General features: G+C 33.0%; 23 protein-coding genes. 19 read left to right on the top strand and 4 right to left on the bottom strand.

Annotation, left to right across the window (positions count from 1 at the left end; genetic code table 11):
- Positions 1-11 precede the first annotated feature (11 nt).
- Together NNH57_RS15385 and NNH57_RS15380 are read right to left on the bottom strand one after the other, a co-directional pair.
- Positions 12-1,550 carry an Rne/Rng family ribonuclease gene (locus NNH57_RS15385; protein ID WP_074406966.1) on the bottom strand — a complete coding sequence of 513 codons (1,539 nt, stop codon included), beginning with the start codon at positions 1,548-1,550 and terminating at the stop codon, positions 12-14.
- Positions 1,551-1,834: 284 nt separating this feature from the next.
- On the bottom strand, positions 1,835-2,125 hold the full coding sequence (locus tag NNH57_RS15380) for an HU family DNA-binding protein (RefSeq protein ID WP_024768281.1): 291 nt from the start codon (positions 2,123-2,125) through the stop codon (positions 1,835-1,837).
- Positions 2,126-2,255: 130 nt separating this feature from the next.
- Between NNH57_RS15380 and mutY the strand changes: the two genes are divergently transcribed.
- The 10 genes from mutY (at position 2,256) to NNH57_RS15330 (ending at position 9,680) form a co-directional block, all read left to right on the top strand.
- Positions 2,256-3,305: an A/G-specific adenine glycosylase gene (gene mutY / locus NNH57_RS15375; RefSeq protein ID WP_108807287.1), complete on the top strand. Its 1,050-nt coding sequence runs from the start codon at positions 2,256-2,258 to the stop codon at positions 3,303-3,305.
- A 226-nt stretch (positions 3,306-3,531) separates the two neighbouring features.
- A complete protein-coding gene (locus NNH57_RS15370; RefSeq protein ID WP_025664476.1) occupies positions 3,532-3,993 on the top strand; it encodes a single-stranded DNA-binding protein in 462 nt (153 codons plus the stop codon).
- 24 nt (positions 3,994-4,017) lie between these two features.
- The gene (locus NNH57_RS15365) at positions 4,018-5,349 is read left to right on the top strand and encodes a gliding motility-associated protein GldE (protein ID WP_234423319.1); all 1,332 of its coding nucleotides are present in this window, start codon (positions 4,018-4,020) and stop codon (positions 5,347-5,349) included.
- Positions 5,330-5,902, top strand: coding sequence for a gliding motility lipoprotein GldD (gene gldD / locus NNH57_RS15360; protein ID WP_074406969.1), 573 nt, complete (start codon positions 5,330-5,332; stop codon positions 5,900-5,902). Before NNH57_RS15365 ends, gldD begins: the two co-directional genes overlap by 20 nt.
- A gap of 94 nt (positions 5,903-5,996) precedes the next feature.
- Positions 5,997-6,872 (top strand): DMT family transporter, encoded by an 876-nt coding sequence (locus NNH57_RS15355; protein WP_108807289.1) that lies wholly within the window; start codon positions 5,997-5,999, stop codon positions 6,870-6,872.
- A 98-nt stretch (positions 6,873-6,970) separates the two neighbouring features.
- The gene (locus tag NNH57_RS15350; protein ID WP_074406971.1) at positions 6,971-7,444 is read left to right on the top strand and encodes a DUF4199 domain-containing protein; all 474 of its coding nucleotides are present in this window, start codon (positions 6,971-6,973) and stop codon (positions 7,442-7,444) included.
- Positions 7,445-7,544: 100 nt separating this feature from the next.
- Positions 7,545-8,108 carry a 50S ribosomal protein L21 gene (gene rplU, locus NNH57_RS15345; protein ID WP_108807290.1) on the top strand — a complete coding sequence of 188 codons (564 nt, stop codon included), beginning with the start codon at positions 7,545-7,547 and terminating at the stop codon, positions 8,106-8,108.
- A 50-nt stretch (positions 8,109-8,158) separates the two neighbouring features.
- Positions 8,159-8,419, top strand: a complete 261-nt coding sequence (gene rpmA / locus NNH57_RS15340; RefSeq protein ID WP_034239735.1) for a 50S ribosomal protein L27 — start codon at positions 8,159-8,161, stop codon at positions 8,417-8,419.
- A 195-nt stretch (positions 8,420-8,614) separates the two neighbouring features.
- Positions 8,615-9,217 carry a hypothetical protein gene (locus NNH57_RS15335; RefSeq protein WP_074406973.1) on the top strand — a complete coding sequence of 201 codons (603 nt, stop codon included), beginning with the start codon at positions 8,615-8,617 and terminating at the stop codon, positions 9,215-9,217.
- A gap of 127 nt (positions 9,218-9,344) precedes the next feature.
- The gene (locus NNH57_RS15330) at positions 9,345-9,680 is read left to right on the top strand and encodes a hypothetical protein (RefSeq protein WP_074406974.1); all 336 of its coding nucleotides are present in this window, start codon (positions 9,345-9,347) and stop codon (positions 9,678-9,680) included.
- A 94-nt stretch (positions 9,681-9,774) separates the two neighbouring features.
- Here NNH57_RS15330 and ahcY read toward each other — a convergent pair whose 3' ends face one another.
- On the bottom strand, positions 9,775-11,085 hold the full coding sequence (gene ahcY / locus NNH57_RS15325) for an adenosylhomocysteinase (RefSeq protein WP_074406975.1): 1,311 nt from the start codon (positions 11,083-11,085) through the stop codon (positions 9,775-9,777).
- A 131-nt stretch (positions 11,086-11,216) separates the two neighbouring features.
- Between ahcY and NNH57_RS15320 the strand changes: the two genes are divergently transcribed.
- From NNH57_RS15320 to NNH57_RS15285, 8 genes are all read left to right on the top strand, one after another.
- A complete protein-coding gene (locus NNH57_RS15320; RefSeq protein ID WP_074406976.1) occupies positions 11,217-11,858 on the top strand; it encodes a 4'-phosphopantetheinyl transferase family protein in 642 nt (213 codons plus the stop codon).
- Positions 11,859-11,915: 57 nt separating this feature from the next.
- Positions 11,916-12,176: a hypothetical protein gene (locus NNH57_RS15315; RefSeq protein WP_074406977.1), complete on the top strand. Its 261-nt coding sequence runs from the start codon at positions 11,916-11,918 to the stop codon at positions 12,174-12,176.
- Positions 12,160-12,792, top strand: coding sequence for a nicotinamide riboside transporter PnuC (gene pnuC, locus NNH57_RS15310; protein WP_074407657.1), 633 nt, complete (start codon positions 12,160-12,162; stop codon positions 12,790-12,792). The genes NNH57_RS15315 and pnuC overlap by 17 nt, the downstream gene beginning before the upstream one ends.
- A complete protein-coding gene (locus tag NNH57_RS15305) occupies positions 12,753-13,334 on the top strand; it encodes an AAA family ATPase (protein WP_074406978.1) in 582 nt (193 codons plus the stop codon). Before pnuC ends, NNH57_RS15305 begins: the two co-directional genes overlap by 40 nt.
- Complete coding sequence (locus tag NNH57_RS15300) at positions 13,318-14,883, top strand: DUF4301 family protein (protein ID WP_074406979.1); 1,566 nt, start codon at positions 13,318-13,320, stop codon at positions 14,881-14,883. Before NNH57_RS15305 ends, NNH57_RS15300 begins: the two co-directional genes overlap by 17 nt.
- A complete protein-coding gene (gene arfB / locus NNH57_RS15295) occupies positions 14,880-15,281 on the top strand; it encodes an alternative ribosome rescue aminoacyl-tRNA hydrolase ArfB (protein ID WP_108807291.1) in 402 nt (133 codons plus the stop codon). The genes NNH57_RS15300 and arfB overlap by 4 nt, the downstream gene beginning before the upstream one ends.
- 195 nt (positions 15,282-15,476) lie before the next feature.
- Positions 15,477-15,812 (top strand): hypothetical protein, encoded by a 336-nt coding sequence (locus NNH57_RS15290; RefSeq protein WP_074406981.1) that lies wholly within the window; start codon positions 15,477-15,479, stop codon positions 15,810-15,812.
- Between the two features lie 170 nt (positions 15,813-15,982).
- The gene (locus tag NNH57_RS15285) at positions 15,983-17,344 is read left to right on the top strand and encodes a sigma-54-dependent transcriptional regulator (RefSeq protein WP_108807292.1); all 1,362 of its coding nucleotides are present in this window, start codon (positions 15,983-15,985) and stop codon (positions 17,342-17,344) included.
- Here NNH57_RS15285 and NNH57_RS15280 read toward each other — a convergent pair.
- Entirely contained in the window at positions 17,341-19,773 is a 2,433-nt protein-coding gene (locus tag NNH57_RS15280) for a hybrid sensor histidine kinase/response regulator (RefSeq protein ID WP_108807293.1), read from the bottom strand. The two genes, NNH57_RS15285 and NNH57_RS15280, sit on opposite strands and share 4 nt — an antisense overlap.
- Before the next feature lie 370 nt (positions 19,774-20,143).
- Between NNH57_RS15280 and NNH57_RS15275 the strand changes: the two genes are divergently transcribed.
- Positions 20,144-22,363, top strand: a complete 2,220-nt coding sequence (locus tag NNH57_RS15275; protein ID WP_108807294.1) for a TonB-dependent receptor — start codon at positions 20,144-20,146, stop codon at positions 22,361-22,363.
- Positions 22,364-22,375 lie beyond the last annotated feature (12 nt).

Here is a 22,375-nt window from a genome sequence, read left to right as displayed (position 1 = left end):
CGGGTTTAATTTTATTTTATCAATTCACCATTTTTATCGTGAAAATGATATTCTAAATACGTGTAAGCGTCTCTAGGTACAATCTTTACCCATCGTTTATGGTTAAAATACCATTTGGATCGGGTGGATGGAAATCCTTTGGTTAAAAAAGCTGCAATAAAAGGATGCGCACTTAACGTTATCTTTTTATGTTCTTTTTTAATTAATTTTTCTAGTTCGACTTTAATTTTTTCTACCAATACTATAGGCGCCTCAACTTCGCCATTTATTCCGTTTGGATCATCCTCCCGGGTTTTGATATTCATTTCTGGTCGAACACGCTGTCGCGTGATTTGAATCAAGCCAAATTTACTTGGCGGTAAAATTTTATGTTTTGCCCTATCGTCTTTCATCTCTTCTCGCAATTGGTTGAAGAGCGTTCTACGGTTATCTGCATTATTCATATCGATAAAATCGACTACAATAATACCTCCCATATCTCTAAGACGCAGTTGGCGGGCTACTTCAGCTGCACTAATTAGGTTTACCTCTAGTGCAGTATCTTCTTGGTTTTTGGCTTTATTAGATCGGTTACCGCTATTTACATCGATTACATGCATCGCTTCTGTATGCTCTATAACCAAATAAGCACCCTTACTCATAGACACCGTCTTGCCAAAACTTGTTTTGATTTGCCGTTCAATACCATATTTTTCGAAAACTGGTATTTTAGGATTATGAAGTTTTACAATTGATTCTTTTTTTGGAGCAATTTCTTGCAGATACTCTTTGATTTGGTTGCAGAGATCTTCATCATCTACAACAATAGAAGTAAAAGTGTCATTAAATACATCTCTTAATATAGAAGATGCTCTATTCATTTCACCTAGTACTTTTGAAGGGTGATGAGCTTTGTGCATTTTTTTACACATGCTTTGCCATCGTCCCATTAGATTCTCTAAATCTTTGTCTAGTTCTGCTACTTTTTTGCCTTCTGCTACTGTACGTACAATAATTCCGAAACCTTTTGGCTTAATACTTTTTACAAGCCTTTTTAAACGTTCTTTTTCTTCTGAGGATTCTATTTTTTGAGAAATAGAAATTCGATTCGAAAAAGGAACTAAAACAATATATCGACCAGCAATCGAAAGCTCTGAGCTAATTCGAGGGCCTTTGGTAGATATCGGTTCCTTTACTATCTGTACTAATAGTGATTGATTTGATTTTAACACATTGGTAATAGTACCGTGTTTATCAATATCGTTCTCAAAAGGAAAATCCTTAAGAGAATAATTTTTTAATTTACCTGTGCTTACACGTTTTATGAATTTAAGTAAAGAAGATACTTGAGGACCAAGGTCGTGGTAATGCAAAAACGCATCTTTTTCATAGCCTACATTAACAAATGCGGCGTTTAGACCTGGGACAGATTTGCGGATTTTGGCAATAAAAATATCACCTACCGAAAAATCGCTGTCGTCTTCTTCCTTATGTAATTCAATTAGTTTTCCATCCTTTAATAAGGCAAAATCCGTAGAGGAACCTGACCTAATGATCAATTCGTTGTTCACTCTGATTAGATTTTTATCCCGATAATTATCGAGATGGATTAAACAATTTTTTCACAGGAATTTTTACAATTCCGTTGAAATAAAACAAAGATACCGGTAGTGGGGTAATATGTCTTATTTCGATTTCAAAGAACTTAACTTTTTAAATGAAAAAAGTAGTTAGAAACTACTTTTTCTTATGGCGGTTGGCTCTTCTTCTTTTTTTACGCTTGTGCGTAGCTACCTTGTGTCTTTTACGTTTTTTACCACTTGGCATAGTGTGTACTTTTTATATTTATAATTATTTATTTTACTTCTACGTTAGTTTTTACACCTTCTACAAATACTTTTGCAGGTTTAAACGCAGGTATATTGTGTGCAGGAATTTTGATCGTAGTGTTCTTAGAAATATTACGGCCTGTTTTCTCTGCTCTGGTTTTGATTATAAAACTACCAAATCCTCTAAGGTATACATTATCTCCACTCTCTAGTGAACTTTTTACCTCTTCCATAAAGGTTTCAACCGTTGCCTGAACATCACCTTTTTCTATTCCTAATTTTTCTGAAATTTTTGCTACAATATCTGCTTTAGTCATTATATTACCTATTTAGGGGTTTTTAAATTTTCAAGGGGGCAAATATAAGAATTTAAAATCCAAAATATCAATACTTAAGATGATATTTTCATCTTTAAACGTTTAATTTTGCAAAACTTATAATTTTACTATGATATTTTCTAAAAAACTCATTACGTGGTACTTACAAAATAAAAGGTCGATGCCATGGCGAGAAACTAAAAATCCATATCATATTTGGCTCAGTGAAATTATACTTCAGCAGACCAGAGTGGCGCAAGGATTACCTTATTATATGTCGTTTACAGAAACTTTTCCAACGGTATTTGATCTTGCAAATGCAAGTGAAGAAGAAGTGTTAAAGTTATGGCAGGGATTAGGGTATTATTCGAGAGCCAGAAATCTACATGCTACGGCAAAATATGTAGCAAATGATTTAAATGGTGTTTTTCCCGATACATATAAAGGTCTCATACAATTAAAAGGAGTTGGCGATTATACAGCGAGCGCTATAGCTTCTATATGTTATGCCGAAGCGGTTCCTGTAGTAGACGGAAATGTATACCGGGTATTGTCACGATATTTTGGAATCGATACTCCTATTAATAGTACAAAAGGAGTAAAAGAATTTAAAGAACTTGCGATAACCTTAATGGATCATGAAGAGCCAGCAGAATATAACCAGGCAATTATGGAGTTTGGAGCACTACAATGCAAACCCAAAAGTCCGTATTGCATTGTATGTCCACTGCAAGATAGTTGCGAAGCACTTAAAAATGGAAAAGTAGCTATATTGCCAGTTAAAATCAAAAAACTAAAAATCAAAAAACGCTACTTTAATTATTTGGTGTTTTTTACAGAAGATAAAAAAACGATCATCCAACAAAGAGTAGGTAGTGGTATATGGAAAGGATTATATGAGTTTCCTTTAATAGAAAGTGATGCTATAGATACAGATGCTATTGCATCTCATGTTGTTTTTAGAGAAATGATAAAAGATAAAGAGTATGAGATTGTACCTCATCAACAAGAGGCTATTGTGCATAAATTATCTCATCAGCATTTATATACCCGATTTTATATCGTTAAATCAGATATGCCTTCAAAAATAAACCAGGATCAAAAAATTGTTGATTATGAGGAAATACATACCTATCCCGTTCCTATTCTGTTGGGTAATTTTATAGATGCCTTTTTTTAGCAAAATTGATGAATTTAGAACCTCAAAGCACAACAGGTTAAAAAGATCTAAAACCTAAGTTAAGACCATCGAGAGATCATTTATATATTAATTTTTTTATTACATTTACTATAAACAAAGTTATTTGAAGTTACTTTGAAAAATAAGAAGTATTAGGATAGCGTTATTTAATACAGTTTGTCATTTCTTTGCAATGATAAACCAAAACAACAAACCATAAACTAAAATGTCTGGAACACTAAATAAAGTAATGCTTATAGGGCATACGGGTGATGAGGTAAAGATGCATTATTTTGAAGGAGGTAGTTGCATAGGCAGATTTCCTCTTGCTACTAATGATTCGTATGTAAATAAAAGTACAGGAGAACGTGTAAACACTACAGAGTGGCACAATATCGTGGTTAGAAATAAAGCTGCAGAAATTTGCGAGAAATACCTTAATAAGGGAGATAAGGTATATATTGAAGGCCGTCTTAAAACCAGAAAATGGCAAGATGAGCAAGGAAAAGACAGGTATAGTACAGAAATACAATGTACAGATTTTACTTTTCTTACACCTAAGAATGAGAACCAACCTTCTGAGCATAAACCTCAGAATACCCCACAAACTAACACACCTGCTACCAGCAATTCGCAGGAAGTTTCATCTAATTCACCAGCAACAGAAGATGATGATCTTCCGTTCTGATATGTCTAACTAAACAAAGATAATTTGGACCCTGATCCTGAACCGTTATTTATTTCACTATTTGTTTTCGATTTTATGCAAACTATTAATGTGGTTGTACTGGTAGTGCTGCTCATTTTTTCTGCATTAATATCTGGTAGTGAAGTAGCTCTATTTTCTTTAACTCCCACAGATCTTAAAGATGAAGAGAATGCGTCTAAGAATCTTAGGATTGTATCTAAATTACTAGATAACCCTAAAAAGTTATTAGCCACCATATTAGTGGCAAATAACTTTATCAATATAGCGATAGTGTTGCTCTTTGATACTTTGGGGAAGATATATTTTAGCAATCTTGATTATGTTTGGCTAGGTTGGATTAATGTGAGATTTGTAGTAGAAGTCGGAGTCGCAGCATTCTTGATTTTATTGTTTGGTGAAATTTTACCCAAACTATATGCCAGTAGAAATAAGGTGAAGTTCGCTAAATTTATGGCAAGACCCCTGGCAATTCTGGATTGGGCCATTTCGCCAGTTAGTATGCCAATGCGTAGCATCACTGTTGGGATTCATAACCGATTAGGAAAACAGAAATCTAATTTAAGTGTAGATCAATTGTCACAGGCATTAGAATTAACCTCAGACAAGGATACTACAGACGAAGAGAAGAAAATATTAGAAGGTATTGTATCTTTCGGAAACACAGATACTAAGCAGGTGATGCATCCTAGAATGGATATTTTTGCGTTAAATAGTGCAACTGCATATCAAGAAATTCTTCCTGTAGTTATCGAAAAAGGATATTCCAGGATTCCGGTGTATGAGGATAGTATCGATAATGTAATTGGGATTCTGTATGTAAAAGACTTATTGCCTTATATTAATACATCTTCTTTTGATTGGATATCTCTGTTAAGAGATCCTTATTTTGTACCAGAGAATAAAAAACTAGATGATTTACTTAATGATTTTAAGGATAAAAAAAATCATCTGGCTATAGTTGTAGATGAGTATGGAGGAACCAGTGGTTTGATTTCTCTCGAAGATATTATAGAAGAAATTGTAGGAGATATTAGTGATGAGTTTGATGATGAAGATTTAATATTTTCAAAATTAGATGATCAAAACTATGTTTTTGAAGGAAGAACAGCTTTAAAAGATTTTTATAAAGTACTGAAACTGGAAGATAATGAGGTTTTTGAAGAAAAGAAAGGGGATGCAGAAACTATTGCAGGCTTGTTGCTAGAGATCTCTGGAAGTTTCCCAAAACGTGGAGAAATTATTGTAGTAGATCAGTATACTTTTAAAATAGAATCGTTGGATAATAAGCGAATAAAACAAGTGAAATTGACCATTAATGAAAACGAAAATAGTTAGATTTTTTATAGTGACCAGTATATGTATGCTATTTTCTTGCGGGGGCGAAATACTGCCTAAACCAGAAGGGATGCTGCGTTTAAGTTACCCTGCTCCCAAGTATAAAGAGTTGGCATTGCCTTGTCCTTATTCTTTTGAAAAAAACGAATTTTCAGAACTACGTAGAGCGAGAAGAAATAAAAATTGTTGGTACAATCTAGAGTATAAAAAACTAAGAGCCACGATGTATATTTCTTATTATGAAATTAACAATAACCTGGATTCATTACTTAGGGATGCTCAAAACCTTACTCAGGAACATGTAATCAAAGCAGATGGGATTGTACAAACACCATATGCAAATGAAGAAAATAAAGTATATGGTATGTTTTATGAGGTTTCTGGTGATGCAGCTTCTCCATCTCAGTTTTATGTCACCGATAGTATTCGGCATTTTATAGTAGGTTCTATGTATTTTAAGGTGAAACCTAACTATGATTCTATACTTCCTGCTGCGAATTATTTGCGTAATGATATGAGGTATTTTATGGAAACGCTTCGTTGGAAAGAGTAAAAAACTTCAAATACGCTTTTTAATAGTTAATTTTCTTCCAAAAGGTATTCTGTGTACTTATAATTTTATCACTTTTGCAACTTACTTCGCAAAAATGCAAAACACAAGACTAAAATGGATATATCTGGCAGTACTTTCTGTGGTATGGGGTAGTTCATTTATTCTTATCAAAAAATCATTGATCGGACTTACGCCGCTACAATTGGGTGCGTTAAGAACATTGTTTGCAGCAACATTTTTATTCTTGATCGGATTTAGAAGCATGAGAAAAATAGCAGCATCAGACTGGAAATGGGTGATCATATCTGCCTTTGCAGGAACATTTATCCCTGCTTTTTTATTTGCCTTTGCCGAGACAGAAATTGATAGTGGTATAGCATCAATCCTTAATTCTACCACACCACTGGTTACTTTGATTCTGGGGATGTTGATTTTCTCTATTCGATTTAGTAAAAATCAATTCTTTGGTGTGATTGTGGGGCTAATAGGTTGTGTTGCTCTGATATTAGAAGGGGCTTCGGTAAACCCAAATCAAAACTATTGGTATGCACTATTAGTGCTTTGTGCTTCCGTATGTTATGCAATAAATGTAAATATCATAAAAAGGTATATGCAGCATATCCCGCCTATGGCAATTGCTAACGGAAATTTTATTGTATTAGTGATCCCTGCTTTGGTCGTGTTATGTTTTTCGGGGTTTTTTAAAGCCGAAGTAGTTACTAGTCCAAAAGTGCATATGAGCTTGATATATATTTCTATACTTGCCATAGTAGGTACAGGTATTGCAAAAGTATTGTTTAATAAACTAGTGCAGATAAGTACACCTGTATTTGCGACTTCGGTAACCTATACTATTCCTATTGTAGCTATGCTATGGGGGATATTGGATAATGAGAAATTTACATTGTATCAAGTACTTGCTTCTGGAGTTATTATTCTGGGAGTATATTTAGCTAATAGAAATAGATAGTTCTCTATCTTATTGCTAAACAATAAATTAACAAGCTTTTAAGGTTAAAAAACTCTTAAATTTCTTACTTTTAAGAGAGAATCCTAAAGAGCGAAACCATGAAAAAATCAACTATTCCTGTTAGATATGGACTCCTTATTGCGGTTGGACTTATTGCATATTTTTTACTCCTTTCTCTGGTTGGTGTGCAAACAAAGCCTGTTTTTAGTTTAGGTAATGGTATTATAGTTGCTCTTGGTTTGTACAAAGCCATGAAAAACTACAAACGGGAAAAAGGAAGTGATTTTGAATATCAAAAAGGATTTATGGCAGGACTTTTTACAGGGTTTAATGCTACAGTTATTTTTATTATCTTTTTTGCAATATATGTAACTAATATCAACACTAATTTCTTACCAGAAATGCTGGCGAATTGGAGTTCGCATTATCATGTGGGAGTAGGGGTAGTTGTGTTTGTTGCAGCAGTTATGGGGTTTGCTACTACTTTTGTGCTTACATTATCTTTTATGCAATTATTTAAAGAAAGCTGGAATCCTAAAAAAAATCACAATTCAAAGCCTGTAGAGGTATAAAATATTTGCCATTTAATTAATTAGCAGTATATTTGCACCCGCCTATTTAGAAATAGGTGCAGTTCTTTATTTATAAAAATAATTAATTAAACGTTACGCTATGTACGCAATTGTAGAGATAGCAGGGCAGCAATTTAAAGTTGCAAAAGACCAAAAAGTATTTGTACATCGTTTAGCAGGAGAAGAAGGAGATAAAGTCTCTTTTGATAAAGTTCTTCTTGCGGCAGATGGAGATAAAGTTACTTTAGGCGCCCCAGCTATAGATGGAGCTCAAGTAGGAGCAAAAATCACAAGACACCTTAAAGGTGATAAAGTTATTGTTTTCAAGAAAAAGAGACGTAAAGGATACCGTGTTAAAAATGGTCACCGCCAATCTCTTACAGAAATTATTATCGAAAGTATAGTAACTTCTGGAGCTAAGAAAACTGCAACTAAAAAAGCTGAACCAAAAGCTAAAGCAGAGAAAGAAGTAAAAGCTTCTACTCCAAAAGCTGAAACTAAAGCAGCTGCTCCTAAGAAAGAAGCAGCAAAGCCAAAAGCTGATAAAGAAGATTTAAGCGCTAAGACAGTAGCTGAATTAAAAGAGATGGCTAAAGCGCAGGGAATCTCTGGGATTTCTTCTATGAAGAAAGCAGAATTAATTGAAGCTTTACAAGGAAAATAAAAAACGGCAGGTAATCCCTGTAAGTATTAACAATATAAAACCGAAAGAAAATGGCTCATAAAAAAGGAGTTGGTAGTTCGAAAAACGGTAGAGAATCAGAATCGAAACGCTTAGGTGTGAAGATATTTGGTGGACAAGCTGCCGTGGCTGGTAACATCATTGTAAGACAAAGAGGTACAGCCCACAAGCCAGGTGAAAACGTATATGCAGGTAAAGATCATACTCTACATGCTAAAGTAGATGGTTTAGTGAAATTTACTAAAAAGAAAGACAATAAATCCTATGTTTCTATAATTCCATTTGAAGCATAAAGGATCTTTCCTTTGTAATATAAAAAAACCCTTTTCTTATATAGAAAAGGGTTTTTTGTTTATCATAAATTCTCTAATGTCTACTTTGAGTTTAAGGAATTTTTGTTTTAACCTCCAAGAACCGAGTAGTTAAAGACTTTTTCCCTATTCTTAAAAAAAAGAAATATATTTATCATCAAATTTAAAAACCTAATCATGAAAAAGTTATTATTATTAACATTGTTAATGACTGTTACCCTTGCTTTTAGTCAAAAAAGAAAAGACCAGGAAGGAAGTATTAAAAATTTAAAAGGTATCACAGCGTATAATTTAGTTTTCGACTACGAAAATCTTAAAGTTGACAAATTTGATACTGAAGAAGAATTCCTAAAAAATAAAATGGATAAGCGAGAAGCTAAAGAAGCTGGTAAAGGTGAAAAATTTAAAAAATCCTGGTTTGCTGATCGCGAAAATTTATATGAGCCAAAGTATATCGAGTCTTTCAATAAACGTTTTGATGGTGGGGTTGTTAAAGTTGAAAAAAACCTGGATGGCGCTACCCATACTATGAAAGTTAAAACAACATGGATTTATCCAGGTTATAATGTGGGTGTTATGAAACAACCCTCTAAAGTAAATGCAACGATTATTGTATATGAAACTGGTAATCCTGATAAAATATTATTCTCTACAAAGTATTTTAAAGTGCCAGGAAGTAATTTTTATGGAGCCGATTATAACTCTGGATACAGAATAGCCGAGAGTTATGCTAAACTAGCTAAGGAAATGGCTAAATATATCCTTAAAAAGGCAAAGTAATCTCTGATCTATACATTCATAATCAAAAAACAATGATATTGAATGGATATGAGAAATAAAAAAATAGGTACACTTTGCGTTTTATTTACTATTTAAAATGCAAAGTGTACTAAATACATAGAAAACTATGAATACTATACTAACCAAAACAGTATCCTTTATCTTCTTTTTATGCATAGCATTTACCGCTACTTCGCAAGATATTCCTAAATATGATTATCTCGAGGTTATTGTAATTCAAAAAGCAAATAATAGAGGTAAGGTAAAAAGAATTAAGGTAGAGGAGCAAACATCTTTGGTAGGTAAGCAAATAACCATTAAGCAGCTAGAAGACCTAGAGAAAACCTCTGATTTATTGAATTATATGAATGCTGCGAATTGGGAGTTCGTAGATCGACAATCTATTGTTTCTGAAGAGAATGATCCTGTATGGATGAGCTATATCTTCAGGAAAAAGAAATAATAATACTATTGTTATTCTAAACAAAAACCCCTTATCGAAAGATAAGGGGTTTCTTGATTTATTTCTAAAATCTAACCGCTACAGCGATCTTTTTTTAGTATCTGTAATATTCAGGCTTGTAAGGTCCTTCAACGGTTACACCAATATACTCAGCTTGATCTTTGCTAAGATCAGTAAGTTCTACTCCAATTTTAGCAAGGTGTAATTTTGCTACCTTTTCATCTAGGTGCTTCGGAAGCATGTATACCTTGTTTTCGTAATTTTCGAGATTAGTCCAAAGTTCAATTTGTGCTAAAGTCTGATTGGTAAATGAATTACTCATTACAAAACTTGGGTGACCTGTTGCGCAACCTAGATTTACTAAACGACCTTCGGCAAGAAGTATAATGTCATTACCTCCAATGTTGTACTTATCTACTTGAGGTTTGATCTCAATTTTCTCGCTTTGCGAATTTAACCAAGCCACATCAATCTCATTATCAAAATGCCCGATATTACAAACAATGGTTTTATCTTTCATTGCTTGAAAGTGTTCTCCGCGAACAATATCTTTATTTCCGGTAGTGGTAATAACAACGTCTGCTTTTCCAACAACAGTTTCTAGTTTTTTCACTTCAAAACCGTCCATGGCTGCTTGTAAAGCACAAATCGGGTCAATTTCAGTAATAGTTACTATAGAACCTGCTCCTCTAAACGATGCAGCAGTACCTTTACCTACATCTCCATATCCACAAACAACAACACGTTTACCAGCAAGCATTACATCGGTAGCACGACGAATCGCATCTACAGCACTTTCTTTACATCCGTATTTATTGTCAAATTTTGATTTAGTAACACTATCGTTTACATTAATCGCAGGCATAGGAAGCGTTCCATTTGTCATACGCTCATATAATCTATGAACTCCAGTAGTTGTTTCCTCAGATAAACCATTGATTCCTTCTACCAATTCAGGATACTTGTCTAAAACCATATTAGTTAAGTCTCCTCCATCATCAAGGATCATATTTAAAGGTTTACGATCTTCACCAAAAAATAGAGTTTGTTCTATACACCAGTCAAATTCTTCATCATTCATACCTTTCCAGGCATATACTGGGGTACCTGCTTCTGCGATTGCAGCTGCAGCTTGATCCTGAGTAGAAAATATGTTACAAGAACTCCAGGTTACCTCTGCACCAAGAGCCTGAAGTGTTTCTATTAACACTGCAGTTTGGATAGTCATATGCAAACAACCCGCAATACGAGCACCTTTAAGAGGTTGCTCATCTTTATATTCTTCACGAAGAGACATAAGTCCTGGCATTTCTGCTTCAGCTAATTCGATTTCTTTTCTTCCCCAGGCAGCTAATGAAATATCTTTCACCTTGTAAGGAACATAAGGTACAGTTTTAGTACTCATAGTAGTTAATTTTATGTTTATGAAGTGCTTTCTGGTATTTCGCACTAAATTGTTCTAAATTCGTTTCCCGAAAAATGGAATAATATTCCTTTTTCGGTTTGCAAAGGTACATAATAACTTTAAGAATTTAAATGCCTCTTTACAAAACTATAACAGTAGATGAAAGTACTAATGTGTTGATTTGGAAGATTGAAGAATCTTATGATTCTCTCTGTCAGGGAATAGAATTAACACAACATTGCCAGAATAGAGTAGATAATATGAAATCTGATATGCATCGCAGAGGCTTTATGAGCGTTAGGCATCTGCTGGCTGCATATGGGTATACCGATCATGATCTGTATTATGATGAATTTGGAAAACCACATCTTAAAGATGGAAAACAAATTTCAATCACCCATTCTTATGAGTATGCAGGAATCATAATTAGTGATAAACTTGTTGGGATTGATATCGAGAAACAAAGAGAAAAGATTCATAGAATTGCTCATAAATTTGTGAATGATTTTGAGAATGATGCTCTGGAAAAACAAAATCTGGATAAGACTCGTGCATTAACTATAATTTGGGGAGCCAAAGAATCTTTGTATAAGTTATATGCAACGGCAGGCTTAAGTTTTGAGCAACATGTTTATATTTCTCCTTTTACATTAGAATATCCATTTGTTTATGGCGCTGTTAATTATAAAGATGAAATAACGCATTATGATATGGCATTTATAGAATTTGAAGGATTTACCTGTGTATATGCTTTACCAGCTTCTGAAATATAAATTTTGTAGCTACGAATACATGAATATTTTTTTGGAAAATATCATAAAAAAGATAACATGCAAATATCAATAGAATTAACCCTTACCCCACTTCAAGCTGATTTTGAAGAACATATTATTCGTTTTATAAAACGGTTAAGGGCATCTGAATTTACAGTTATAGAAAATCCTTTAAGTACTCAAGTCTATGGAGAGTATGATGAAGTAATGTCTTTTTTGACTTTAGAAATTAAAAACGCGTTTGGAGATATGGATCACGTTTTGGTGTATATGAAAATGGTAAAAAGTAATAGAAGTGATTATGAACCCCATTTTTGAATTTTTATTTGGACAGTATTCAGAATACTCCGATTTACATATAACTCTCGAGATTATAGCTGCAATTTTTGGTCTGCTAAGTGTAATTTTTGCTTGGTTTAATAAGATTTGGGTGTATCCAACGGGTATTATAAGTACTGCGATTTATGTGTATTTATTATTACAATGGTCATTATTAGGAGATATGATGATCAATGCGTATTATTTCATAATGAGTATTTATGGGTGGTATATCTGGACCCGAAAAATAGATGAGACACATGTTACTCCCATTGCAAGAACAACTACTGAAGAAAAGAATATATCTGCAATAATTTTTGTCATGACCTTGCTTTTTGTGTATGGAGTTTATGTTGTTTTTGATAAGTTAAATGATTGGGCAGCATATATAGATACCTTAACTACAGCGATATTCTTTGTTGGAATGTGGTTAATGGCAAAAAGAAAAATTGAAAATTGGATATTTTGGATTATCGGAGATGTTATTTCGGTACCGTTATATTTTTATAAAGGATTTACATTTACCAGTTTGCAATATGTAGTGTTTACGATTATTGCAATTTTTGGATATATCACATGGAAGAAAAGCTTAGACAACGACCCGGCAATTGTATAAAAATAGTATTGTTTGGTCCAGAATGTACGGGCAAAACTACATTATCCAGACAATTGGCAGCATATTATAATACGGAGTGTGTTCCCGAATACATGCGAGAATATTTGCAAAAAAAATGGAACGAATCTAAAGAAGTATGTGTATATGATGATATGATTCAGATTGCAGAAGGGCAAATGAAATTAGAAAATGAAATCGCTCAAAAAGTTAACACCCTACTGTTTTGTGATACAAATCTTTTAGAACTCAAAGTATATTCAGAAGCATACTACGATGGAGCTGTTCCCGAAACCTTAAATAAAATTTCATTAGAAAATGTTTATGATTTGTATCTTTTAACTTATATTGACATTCCTTGGATTGCCGATGATCTAAGGGACAAACCCCACGAACGAGAAGAAATGTTTTTAAGATTTAAAGAATGTCTTGATAAACATAATCTTCCATACATCGTCTTAAAAGGAGATAAAATATCTCGTTTTGAAAAAGCATTGACACACATTAGCCAATTAATAGAAGATAAAAGTGAATATAACAGATAAAGATATTAAGTTAATCAAATCAAAAGGATTAACGATTGATAAGGTACTTACACAAATAGAAACTTTTAAAAACGAAATCCCTTTTGTAGCATTAAGAAGTGCAGCGACACTGGATAATGGAATCCTTAAATTTTCTGAACACTACCAATCAGAACTTACCAAGTTATACGATTCTAGAGTGCAGCATCTCGAAACGATAAAGTTTGTCCCTGCATCGGGTGCAGCTACACGAATGTTTAAAGATTTATTTCGGTTTCTTGATAATTATGATTTTAAGAAAGAAAGCCTTAACTCCTATACAAATCATGAAAAAGCAAATGCAATACGTCTTTTTTTAATAGGCTTAGAAAAATTTCCATTCTATGATATAGTTATGGAAAAAGTAAAAAGTGCCTATCCTAAATTTAGATCCTTATCCGAAGGGAAACAATTGTATATTTTTGTCGAAATGATGCTAAAAGAGAAAGGATTAAATTACGGAACCTTTCCTAAGGGATTATTTCCTTTTCATAAATATGATGATAGCATAGCAACCTCTTTTGAAGAACATTTATATGAGGCAGCCGGTTATAATACTAACGATAAAAGCGATTCTAAACTGCATTTTACGATTTCTAAAGACCATCTCGAAGCTTTTAAAGGTGAGTTTGAAAGAATTAAGAAAAAAGTTGAAGAGAAGACCAATACTAATTTTAGTATTACCTATTCATTTCAAAAGTCAGAAACAGATACTATCGCAGTAACAGAAGATAATGAGCCGTTTAGAAAAGAAGATGGATGTTTGTTGTTTAGACCAGGAGGACATGGAGCGTTGATCGAAAACTTAAATGATTTGGATGCAGATATTATTTACATTAAAAATATAGATAATGTAGTGGTACGTAAATATCAAGATGAGGTTTCTGGATATAAAAAAGTATTAGCAGGTAAGCTTATCGAAATTCAGGACGAAGTATTTAGAATATTAAATGCAATCGATGAAAAGAAGCCTTCAGAAGCAGAGCTAAAAGACATCAAGAAGTTTTTGGTACGCCAGCTTAATGTAAGATTGCCGCTAGATTTTGATAAATTTTCTGATAAATATAAACTTCAATTCTTACGAGAATCCTTAAATCGACCTATTCGGGTTTGTGGTATGGTAATTAATGAAGGAGAACCAGGAGGAGGCCCATTTTGGATAAAGCGAGAAAATGGAAGATTAGTATTACAGATTATCGAAGCACCACAAATTGATAAAAAAGATCGAAGACAAGAAGAAATTCTTGGTAGTGCTACTCATTTTAACCCGGTTGATTTGGTGTGTGGTGTACGGGATTATAACGGTAAGAAATTTAACCTACTTGATTTTGTAGATCCTGATGCAGGATTTATTACCCAAAAAACTTTGAATGGTAAGATTCTTAAAGCACTGGAGCTTCCTGGGTTATGGAATGGTGCAATGGCAAATTGGATTAGTGTATTTGTAGAAGTGCCATTAACTACATTTAACCCCGTGAAAACAGTAAATGATTTGCTTAAGTCTGCACACCAGGTAACTCTTTTTTCGTGAATACTTCTATAGTCATAAATGAGCTAAAATTTAAAGCTATTCGAAGCTCTGGAGCAGGAGGTCAACATGTAAATAAAGTATCTTCAAAAATAGAACTAGCTTTAGATATCAAGACATCGGCAGGGTTTACCGATGACGAAAAATTACGGTTGAGCCAAAAGTTGTCTTCACGATTAACCAAATCTGGTGTTTTATTATTACAATGTGGTGATAGTAGAAGTCAACATAGAAATAAAGAACTAGTGATTAAAAGGCTTTTAGAGATTCTTAAAGCCAATCTCTATATTCCTAAAAAAAGAAAACAAACTAAACCTTCTAGGACAGCTATCAAAAAACGTCTGGATAGTAAACAAAAGCATTCATTAAAGAAAGCTAATCGCAAAAAACCTTCTTTATGAGCTAATCTCTTTTTTAAAAGCGTGTAATATTTCTACACTTTTGTGTGGATTCTACATTTTCTACACTAATACATTTATACATGTAAAAACAATAATATATTGATAATCAGGCATTTAAATTGTTTTTACTTATGATTACATCTTTGGAACAATTATTACTATTTATTAACTGTAGAAATAATTCAGTAACCCAAAATGAAAAAGTTACCAATGATAGTAGCGATTGTAGTAAGTATCTTTTCGGCACAGGGTGTTGTTGCTCAGGACGAATTAGCCGTTCTTAGTGATGATCTCGAATTTAGAGATTATGAGTATGAGCAGCAGGAATATACTGAAATTAATATTGTAGAATTGCCATTATCAATTCAAGAAGCAGCTGCCAAAGATTTTGCAGAGTTAAGGATTGTAAAAGCATATATGTCTAAGGATAATACGTATAAAATTATCCTGCAAAGTAAAGACGATAATACAAAAGTTGTATTTGCAAGCGCTAATGGCGAATGGATAAAGCCAAACGACAATAAATCTTAAATCTAGGGGTAGAAAAGGATATCGTTTTGCAACCAAGGACGATATAAAGTTGTTTAGTGCTAAAAAAGAGACTCAATCCCAAGGGTCTCTTTTTTTATGTTTTTATTCGAACTAAGTATTTTAAATCGTAATTTTATACAATAGCTTTTTTAGAGAATAAATTTTTAAATATGTCTAAGATACTTATCGTTGAAGATGATGTGGCTTTTTGTACAATGCTTAAGACCTTTTTACAAAAAAAGGAATATGAGGTCTTTACAGCATTTTCTGGTAATGAAGCTATTCAAAAAATAAAGAAAGAAACTTTTGATGTTGTACTTTCTGATGTGAGATTACCCGATAGTGATGGTATTACCTTATTAGCCGAAATTTTAAAACATAGCTCGGATACTCAAGTAATTATTATGACAGGTTATGCCGAAATCAATATGGCTGTTAGTGCTATTAAACAAGGAGCTTTTGATTATGTTTCAAAACCGTTTAATCCAGATACTATACTACATACTATAGAAAAAGCACTATATAAACAAAAACCTATATCAGACAAAACAGTTAAAGAAAAGGAAACTAATGTAACACAGCCTAAAATACCAAAAAGGGCTAATGATTCTTTTGTTCGTGGAGTTAGTGATGCTTCCAAAAAACTAAATGAATATGTCGCTCTGGTAGCTCCTACACGTATGTCTGTTTTAGTAATAGGAGATAGTGGTACAGGTAAAGAATATGTTGCAAGCAGTATTCATAAAGCAAGTAAGCGAGCAGATAAACCATTTGTAGCGGTAGATTGCGGAGCTATTCCTAAAGAAATAGCTTCTAGTGAGTTTTTTGGGCATATAAAAGGATCCTTTACCGGTGCGGTAAATGATAAAGTGGGTCATTTTGAGGCTGCCAATAAAGGAACATTATTTTTAGATGAAATAGGTAATCTAAGTTATGAACTACAAGTTCAATTGTTAAGAGCACTTCAGGAACGAAAAATCAAGCCAGTAGGTAGTAATAAAGAAATAGAAGTAGATATTAGAGTAATAGTCGCTACTAATGAAGATCTTAGTCATGCCGTAAAAGAAGGAGATTTTCGAGAAGATTTATATCATAGATTAAATGAATTTTCTATTAAGGTGCCACCATTGCGAGATAGAATTGAAGATTTGATGCTTTTTGCAAATCACTTTCTTGAAGAATCAAATATCGAATTAGAAAAACATGTAGTTGGATTCACAGATGAAGTATTGGAAGCATTTAAAAAATACAATTGGCCTGGTAACTTAAGAGAATTAAGAAATATGGTAAAACGATCTGTTCTTCTTTCTCAAAGTGATATGATTACATTAGATGTATTACCAAATGATATTGCATATGCTCCTCATAATGCAAAACAAAATTATGGCTTGTTTAAAAACCAAAATGAACAAGAATTGATTCTTGATGCGTTAGAAAAAGCAAATGGAAATAAAGCTAAAGCTGCCAGAATGCTTTTGATAGATAGAAAAACACTGTACAATAAATTAAAACAGTACGATATTAGTCTTTAATTTTCTACTTTTAATTTATCAATTAAATCTTCAATTTTTTCGATACCTTCATTTGTTAGATGTAATATCGCTTTTTTATTAAGAAGATATTGATCCGGATGTTCTAGCTTTTCTAGAATAGGTACTACTTCTTTTGCCTTGATCTGTTTAAACATAGGAAGCATTTTGTGAGCAATCTTTTTAATATGATAGATGTCTTTTTTTCTGATTGTTGTTTTTAGTTCTTTAACATTGTCAATAGTACTTTCATAAAATGTATCTAGAATTGCATATAAAGAATCAGAATCACCTTGTGCAAAAAGCATTAGATCACTAAGAGAATATTGTTCGTTAGATAGGTTAAGACCATTATGAGTTGTCCCATTATAATTGGTTAAATCAACACTAAGTATCTTGGCAATAAGATCAATTAATTCTTTTGGGGCATATGGTTTTCGCAAGCTGGCAGCAAATCCGGCCTCTTGATACTCTGTAAAAGAAGTATCTGTTCTACCCGATAATGCAACAACTGGTATAGCGGATTGATTTGCATTACTTTTTATAGATTGTAAAAGTTCAAAACCACCCATTTTTGGCATTTGAATATCAGTAAGCACAAGATCGTATGTATTGGTCTGTAATAATGAAATCGCTTCAATACCGTTTTTACAAATATCATAAGTCAGACCAGCTAATGTAGCTACCTCACTGGTTAGCGCTAATTGACTAGGATCATCATCAACGATCAAAACCTTCTTATTTGTAAGATTCTGTATTTCTATGACTTCTGACTCTTCTTCGAGGATTAATGTTCCAGACTGTTTAAAAGGAATATAAAATGTAAATTTACTACCTACATTAAGTTCACTCTCTAATTCGATTTTACCTTTTAAGAGTTTAATTATTTTTTTGGTAATGGCAAGCCCTAAACCAAAACCACCGTACTTTTTCTCGGTATTATCATCTCCTTGAGAAAACTCTTCGAAAATATAATGCTGTTGCTCCTTTGTAATTCCGATTCCTGTATCTTTTACAGATATAACCAATTGTTTTTCCGACAAACCATTTTCGATAACCTTACTGTCAATTGTTATAGAGCCTTCATTAGTAAATTTATAAGCATTATTTACCAAATTTGTCAATACCTGTTTTATTCTAAAAGGATCTCCTAAATACTGTTTTTTTAATTGAGGATCTGTTATAATCCTAATATCAAGATTTTTCTTATCATTTATAGGAATAACACTAGAAATCGTATTTTCTATTAATTTTTGTGGAGAAAACGGAAGCTCTTCAATTACCATTCGACCAGCCTCAAGTTTTGATAAATCAAGAAGGTCATTTACCAGGTGAAGAATATAGTCTGATGATTTTTTTAAGTGATCCAGATAATGCTTTTGCTTATTGTCCAGCCCGGTTCTTTCTAATAAATCCGAATATCCAATAACCGTATTTAAAGGAGAACGAAGGTCATGAGTAACCGTGTTAATTAAAGATTCCCGTGTTTTTAAAAGAGATTCGGTATATGTTTTTTCGGCTTCGAGTTCATTACGGTATTTTTGACTTTTAGAAACATCTTTAGTAATCAAAAACAGAAATATAATTGCTATTAGCAGACTAATGGCTGCAATTATTACAATAATATATGCAGTATTATTTAAAACCTGACTTGAAGCTTCTAGACGTGCAAAATATTCATTTCTTTCATTACGTTCAATAGAAGCAAGTAAATCTCTTAACTGTTTTGTAATGATTTGATCTTTTTTGAGAAGATTGTTCTCCTTTAACGTTATTTCACGCCTATATTTCTTATCCTTTTGTTCAAGCTCAGCAAGTACTTGTTTTACAGAAGTAGCTAATGAATCGACTGTCTGATTGGTAAGTCGTTTTGCATTATCTTGTTTGGTTAATTCTAGAATGTTTATCAGTGCCCTTCTTGTACGAGGATCATATTTTTTAAATCGAATATCGTATTTGGTATACCCGCCAAAGCTTTTGTTTACTTTTTCCAGTTCATCAATAGCAGTCTCGTATAACCCTTTTTGTTTTCGCTGCTCATAAACTTTAATAAGCTCTTCGAGGTTTTTATTTTTACTATCAATAAGATGTTTGATACTATCGATTTTTCGAGTTTGTAAGGTATCATCAGATATTTCAGAAACCTGATTAATCGTTTTTAAGATGGTATCTATTTTAGCTTTATAAGTAATAAACTTTTTAACATCAGAAGTTTGAATGATATTTCTTGTTAAGCTTTCGGCCTCGTATAATCCTGTTATCGTTTCACCAACAAGAAAGAGTTTTTCGTTATTTTGATTTTTGATTTCGGTAATTTGAGTATAATTGCCTAATTGCTGGTAGATAACCCAAAATGCAGTTACAGCAAGTAAACCTGCAAGTAGATAACCTGCAATAATTTTAAAAGTAACCGATCTTTTCGTATTCTTCATAACCCTTTTATAACTTCAAAAACCCCAAAGCATTGCTTTGTTTTAGTATAGATTCTACATTACATCAAATAAATGTACAATAAATCAATAAAACACAGTATTTTTGCGCCAAAATCTCAAAAGGGGTGCTTTTTAAGTTTAAAATGTAAAAGGCTGAGATCATACCCGATGAACCTGGGCGAGTAATGTTGCCAAGGGACTGTGGAACCAAAAAAGGTACGATGTGCCTCTTTTGTGATAAGCAAGATGACATTATAGAAAATACCAAAACTTTAGGTAGTATGTATATTCTTAATGGTATCAAGCTTTTTTTAAGTATTAATTTTATAACAGAATAATAACCCCTTTTATTCGTAATGAATGTTTACGGATGAAAAACGTATTATTATATCTTACACTTTTATTATTGAGCATTAACCTTACGGCTCAGGAAAAATCAACAGATTCTACTCAAACCAAGATAGAAAAACTAGATGAGGTTTTAGTAAAATCTGTACGAGTAGAGGCAGATTCACCTATCACCCATTCTAATTTGTCTAAAGAGGAACTGGCGACACGTAATCTAGGTCAGGATATTCCGATTTTATTAAATTATTTACCTGGAGTAGTTACGACTTCTGATGCAGGAACTGGAGTTGGGTATACATATATTAGAGTAAGAGGTAGTGATGCATCAAGGGTAAATGTTACATTAAATGGGATACCTTTTAATGATGCAGAGAGCCAGGGGACATTTTGGGTAAACCTTCCTGATTTTGCATCTTCTGTCGAAAATCTTCAGCTTCAGCGTGGAGTAGGAACTTCAACTAATGGTTCGGGAGCTTTTGGAGCAAGTTTAAACTTATTAACAGACGCTGTTTCTGAAAAAGCTAATGCAGAAATTTCGAATACAGTGGGGTCCTTCGGAACCAGAAAGCATAACCTAAAATTTAGTACAGGGTTAATTAACGAAAAGATAGAAATAGCAGGGCGTTTATCAGCTATCGCATCAGACGGCTATATCGACCGTGCTTCTTCAGATTTAAAATCGTATTTCGTACAAGGATCTTATGTAAACGATAACACTTTAATTAAAGCAATTACTTTTGGTGGACATGAGATTACATATCAATCGTGGAATGGTATTGATAAGACTACTTTAGAAAATGACAGGCGATTTAATCCAATAGGATTTCAATATGATGCCGAAGGAAATCTTCAAGGGTTTTATGAAAATGAAGTAGATAATTATAAACAAGATCATTACCAATTGCATTGGAACCAAAAGTATAATAATAACTGGTCTACAAATTTAGGCCTAAATTATACGTATGGTCGAGGATTCTTTGAGCAATATGTAGATGAGTGGCATTATAGTAATGTGTTATTTTCTGATCAGGCTACTTTGGCGTTCTTAGGAGTAAATCCTGTTACTGTTAACGGAGAAGAAATTACACAAACCGATTACCTTCGTAAAAGATGGTTGCAGAACGATTTTTATGTTGCAAATGCTAGTGTGAATTATAAAGATAATAATCTCGATATCGATTTTGGTGGATTCTATAGTTATTATGACGGAGATCATTTTGGTGAAATTATTTGGACAGAGAATCCTATCGGTTTTCAGAGCGGAGACAAATACTATTTTGGAAATGGAAAGAAAACCGAATACTCTGTTTTTGGTAAAACCACCTATAGAATTAATGATAAATGGAGTGCATTTTTAGACTTGCAAGGGCGTTTTGTAAATTATAAAACCTCAGGGTTAACTTCAAAAAGAGTAGCACTTCAAGTAGATAAAAACTACGCATTCTTTAACCCAAAAATGGGAGCAACCTTTCATGTAAATGATGCAAATCATCTATATGTATCTTATGCCAGAGCTAATAGGGAGCCAAGAAGAGATGATTTTGAAAATGGGATAGATACAGCAGAGAGACTTAATGATATTGAGCTAGGATGGCGATTAGCAAAAAACAAAATAATAGTAAATACCAACCTTTATTATATGTGGTATAGAGATCAATTGGTACTAACAGGAGCATTAGATGATGTAGGTGCGCCAATTAGAGCAACTAGTGGAGAAAGCTATCGTTTGGGAATCGAAATAGATGCAGATATTACACTTTCTGATCAATTTGTAGTTAAACCCAATGTTTCATTAAGTACGAATAAGAATAAAGATTTTATAACCTCTAGAGATGGTAGTTTAGCAAATCTTGGAGATACAAACATCTCATATTCTCCTAATATTGTAGCGGGTAATATGTTTATATATCGCCCTATAAAAAATCTTCAATTAGGGTTGCTATCTAAGTTTGTAGGAGAACAATACATGGGAAATATTGATAGTGAGGTTTCGAAACTCGATAATTTCTTTATAAATGACCTTAATGTGGTATATGAAATTAAAAATATTCCTGTTTTTAAATCTATAGTATTAACAGGATTGGTTAATAATGTCTTTGATGAGGAATATGTGTCTAATGGATACTTTTTTACATTTGATGATGATTTTTCTGATCCAGGCACAGTAACTACTGTCGAGGGAGCAGGTTTTTATCCACAGGCAGGGATTAATTTTTTACTTGGAGCAACATTAAAATTTTAAATAAAAGGAGGT

The organism is Aquimarina spinulae, from assembly GCF_943373825.1.
GTDB classification, from domain to species: Bacteria; Bacteroidota; Bacteroidia; order Flavobacteriales; family Flavobacteriaceae; genus Aquimarina; species Aquimarina spinulae.
This window is presented reverse-complemented; position numbering and strand designations above follow the sequence as displayed.

What these genes read in the sequence shown, in the direction of transcription:
- NNH57_RS15380 (WP_024768281.1), bottom strand. Translation starts at nt 2,125, where the DNA reads ATGACTAAAGCAGATATTGTAGCAAAAATTTCAGAAAAATTAGGAATA.
- mutY (WP_108807287.1), top strand. Translation starts at nt 2,256, where the DNA reads ATGATATTTTCTAAAAAACTCATTACGTGGTACTTACAAAATAAAAGG.
- NNH57_RS15370 (WP_025664476.1), top strand. Translation starts at nt 3,532, where the DNA reads ATGTCTGGAACACTAAATAAAGTAATGCTTATAGGGCATACGGGTGAT.
- gldD (WP_074406969.1), top strand. Translation starts at nt 5,330, where the DNA reads ATGAAAACGAAAATAGTTAGATTTTTTATAGTGACCAGTATATGTATG.
- NNH57_RS15355 (WP_108807289.1), top strand. Translation starts at nt 5,997, where the DNA reads ATGCAAAACACAAGACTAAAATGGATATATCTGGCAGTACTTTCTGTG.
- NNH57_RS15350 (WP_074406971.1), top strand. Translation starts at nt 6,971, where the DNA reads ATGAAAAAATCAACTATTCCTGTTAGATATGGACTCCTTATTGCGGTT.
- rplU (WP_108807290.1), top strand. Translation starts at nt 7,545, where the DNA reads ATGTACGCAATTGTAGAGATAGCAGGGCAGCAATTTAAAGTTGCAAAA.
- rpmA (WP_034239735.1), top strand. Translation starts at nt 8,159, where the DNA reads ATGGCTCATAAAAAAGGAGTTGGTAGTTCGAAAAACGGTAGAGAATCA.
- NNH57_RS15335 (WP_074406973.1), top strand. Translation starts at nt 8,615, where the DNA reads ATGAAAAAGTTATTATTATTAACATTGTTAATGACTGTTACCCTTGCT.
- NNH57_RS15330 (WP_074406974.1), top strand. Translation starts at nt 9,345, where the DNA reads ATGAATACTATACTAACCAAAACAGTATCCTTTATCTTCTTTTTATGC.
- ahcY (WP_074406975.1), bottom strand. Translation starts at nt 11,085, where the DNA reads ATGAGTACTAAAACTGTACCTTATGTTCCTTACAAGGTGAAAGATATT.
- NNH57_RS15320 (WP_074406976.1), top strand. Translation starts at nt 11,217, where the DNA reads ATGCCTCTTTACAAAACTATAACAGTAGATGAAAGTACTAATGTGTTG.
- NNH57_RS15315 (WP_074406977.1), top strand. Translation starts at nt 11,916, where the DNA reads ATGCAAATATCAATAGAATTAACCCTTACCCCACTTCAAGCTGATTTT.
- pnuC (WP_074407657.1), top strand. Translation starts at nt 12,160, where the DNA reads ATGAACCCCATTTTTGAATTTTTATTTGGACAGTATTCAGAATACTCC.
- NNH57_RS15305 (WP_074406978.1), top strand. Translation starts at nt 12,753, where the DNA reads ATGGAAGAAAAGCTTAGACAACGACCCGGCAATTGTATAAAAATAGTA.
- NNH57_RS15290 (WP_074406981.1), top strand. Translation starts at nt 15,477, where the DNA reads ATGAAAAAGTTACCAATGATAGTAGCGATTGTAGTAAGTATCTTTTCG.
- NNH57_RS15285 (WP_108807292.1), top strand. Translation starts at nt 15,983, where the DNA reads ATGTCTAAGATACTTATCGTTGAAGATGATGTGGCTTTTTGTACAATG.
- NNH57_RS15280 (WP_108807293.1), bottom strand. Translation starts at nt 19,773, where the DNA reads ATGAAGAATACGAAAAGATCGGTTACTTTTAAAATTATTGCAGGTTAT.
- NNH57_RS15275 (WP_108807294.1), top strand. Translation starts at nt 20,144, where the DNA reads ATGAAAAACGTATTATTATATCTTACACTTTTATTATTGAGCATTAAC.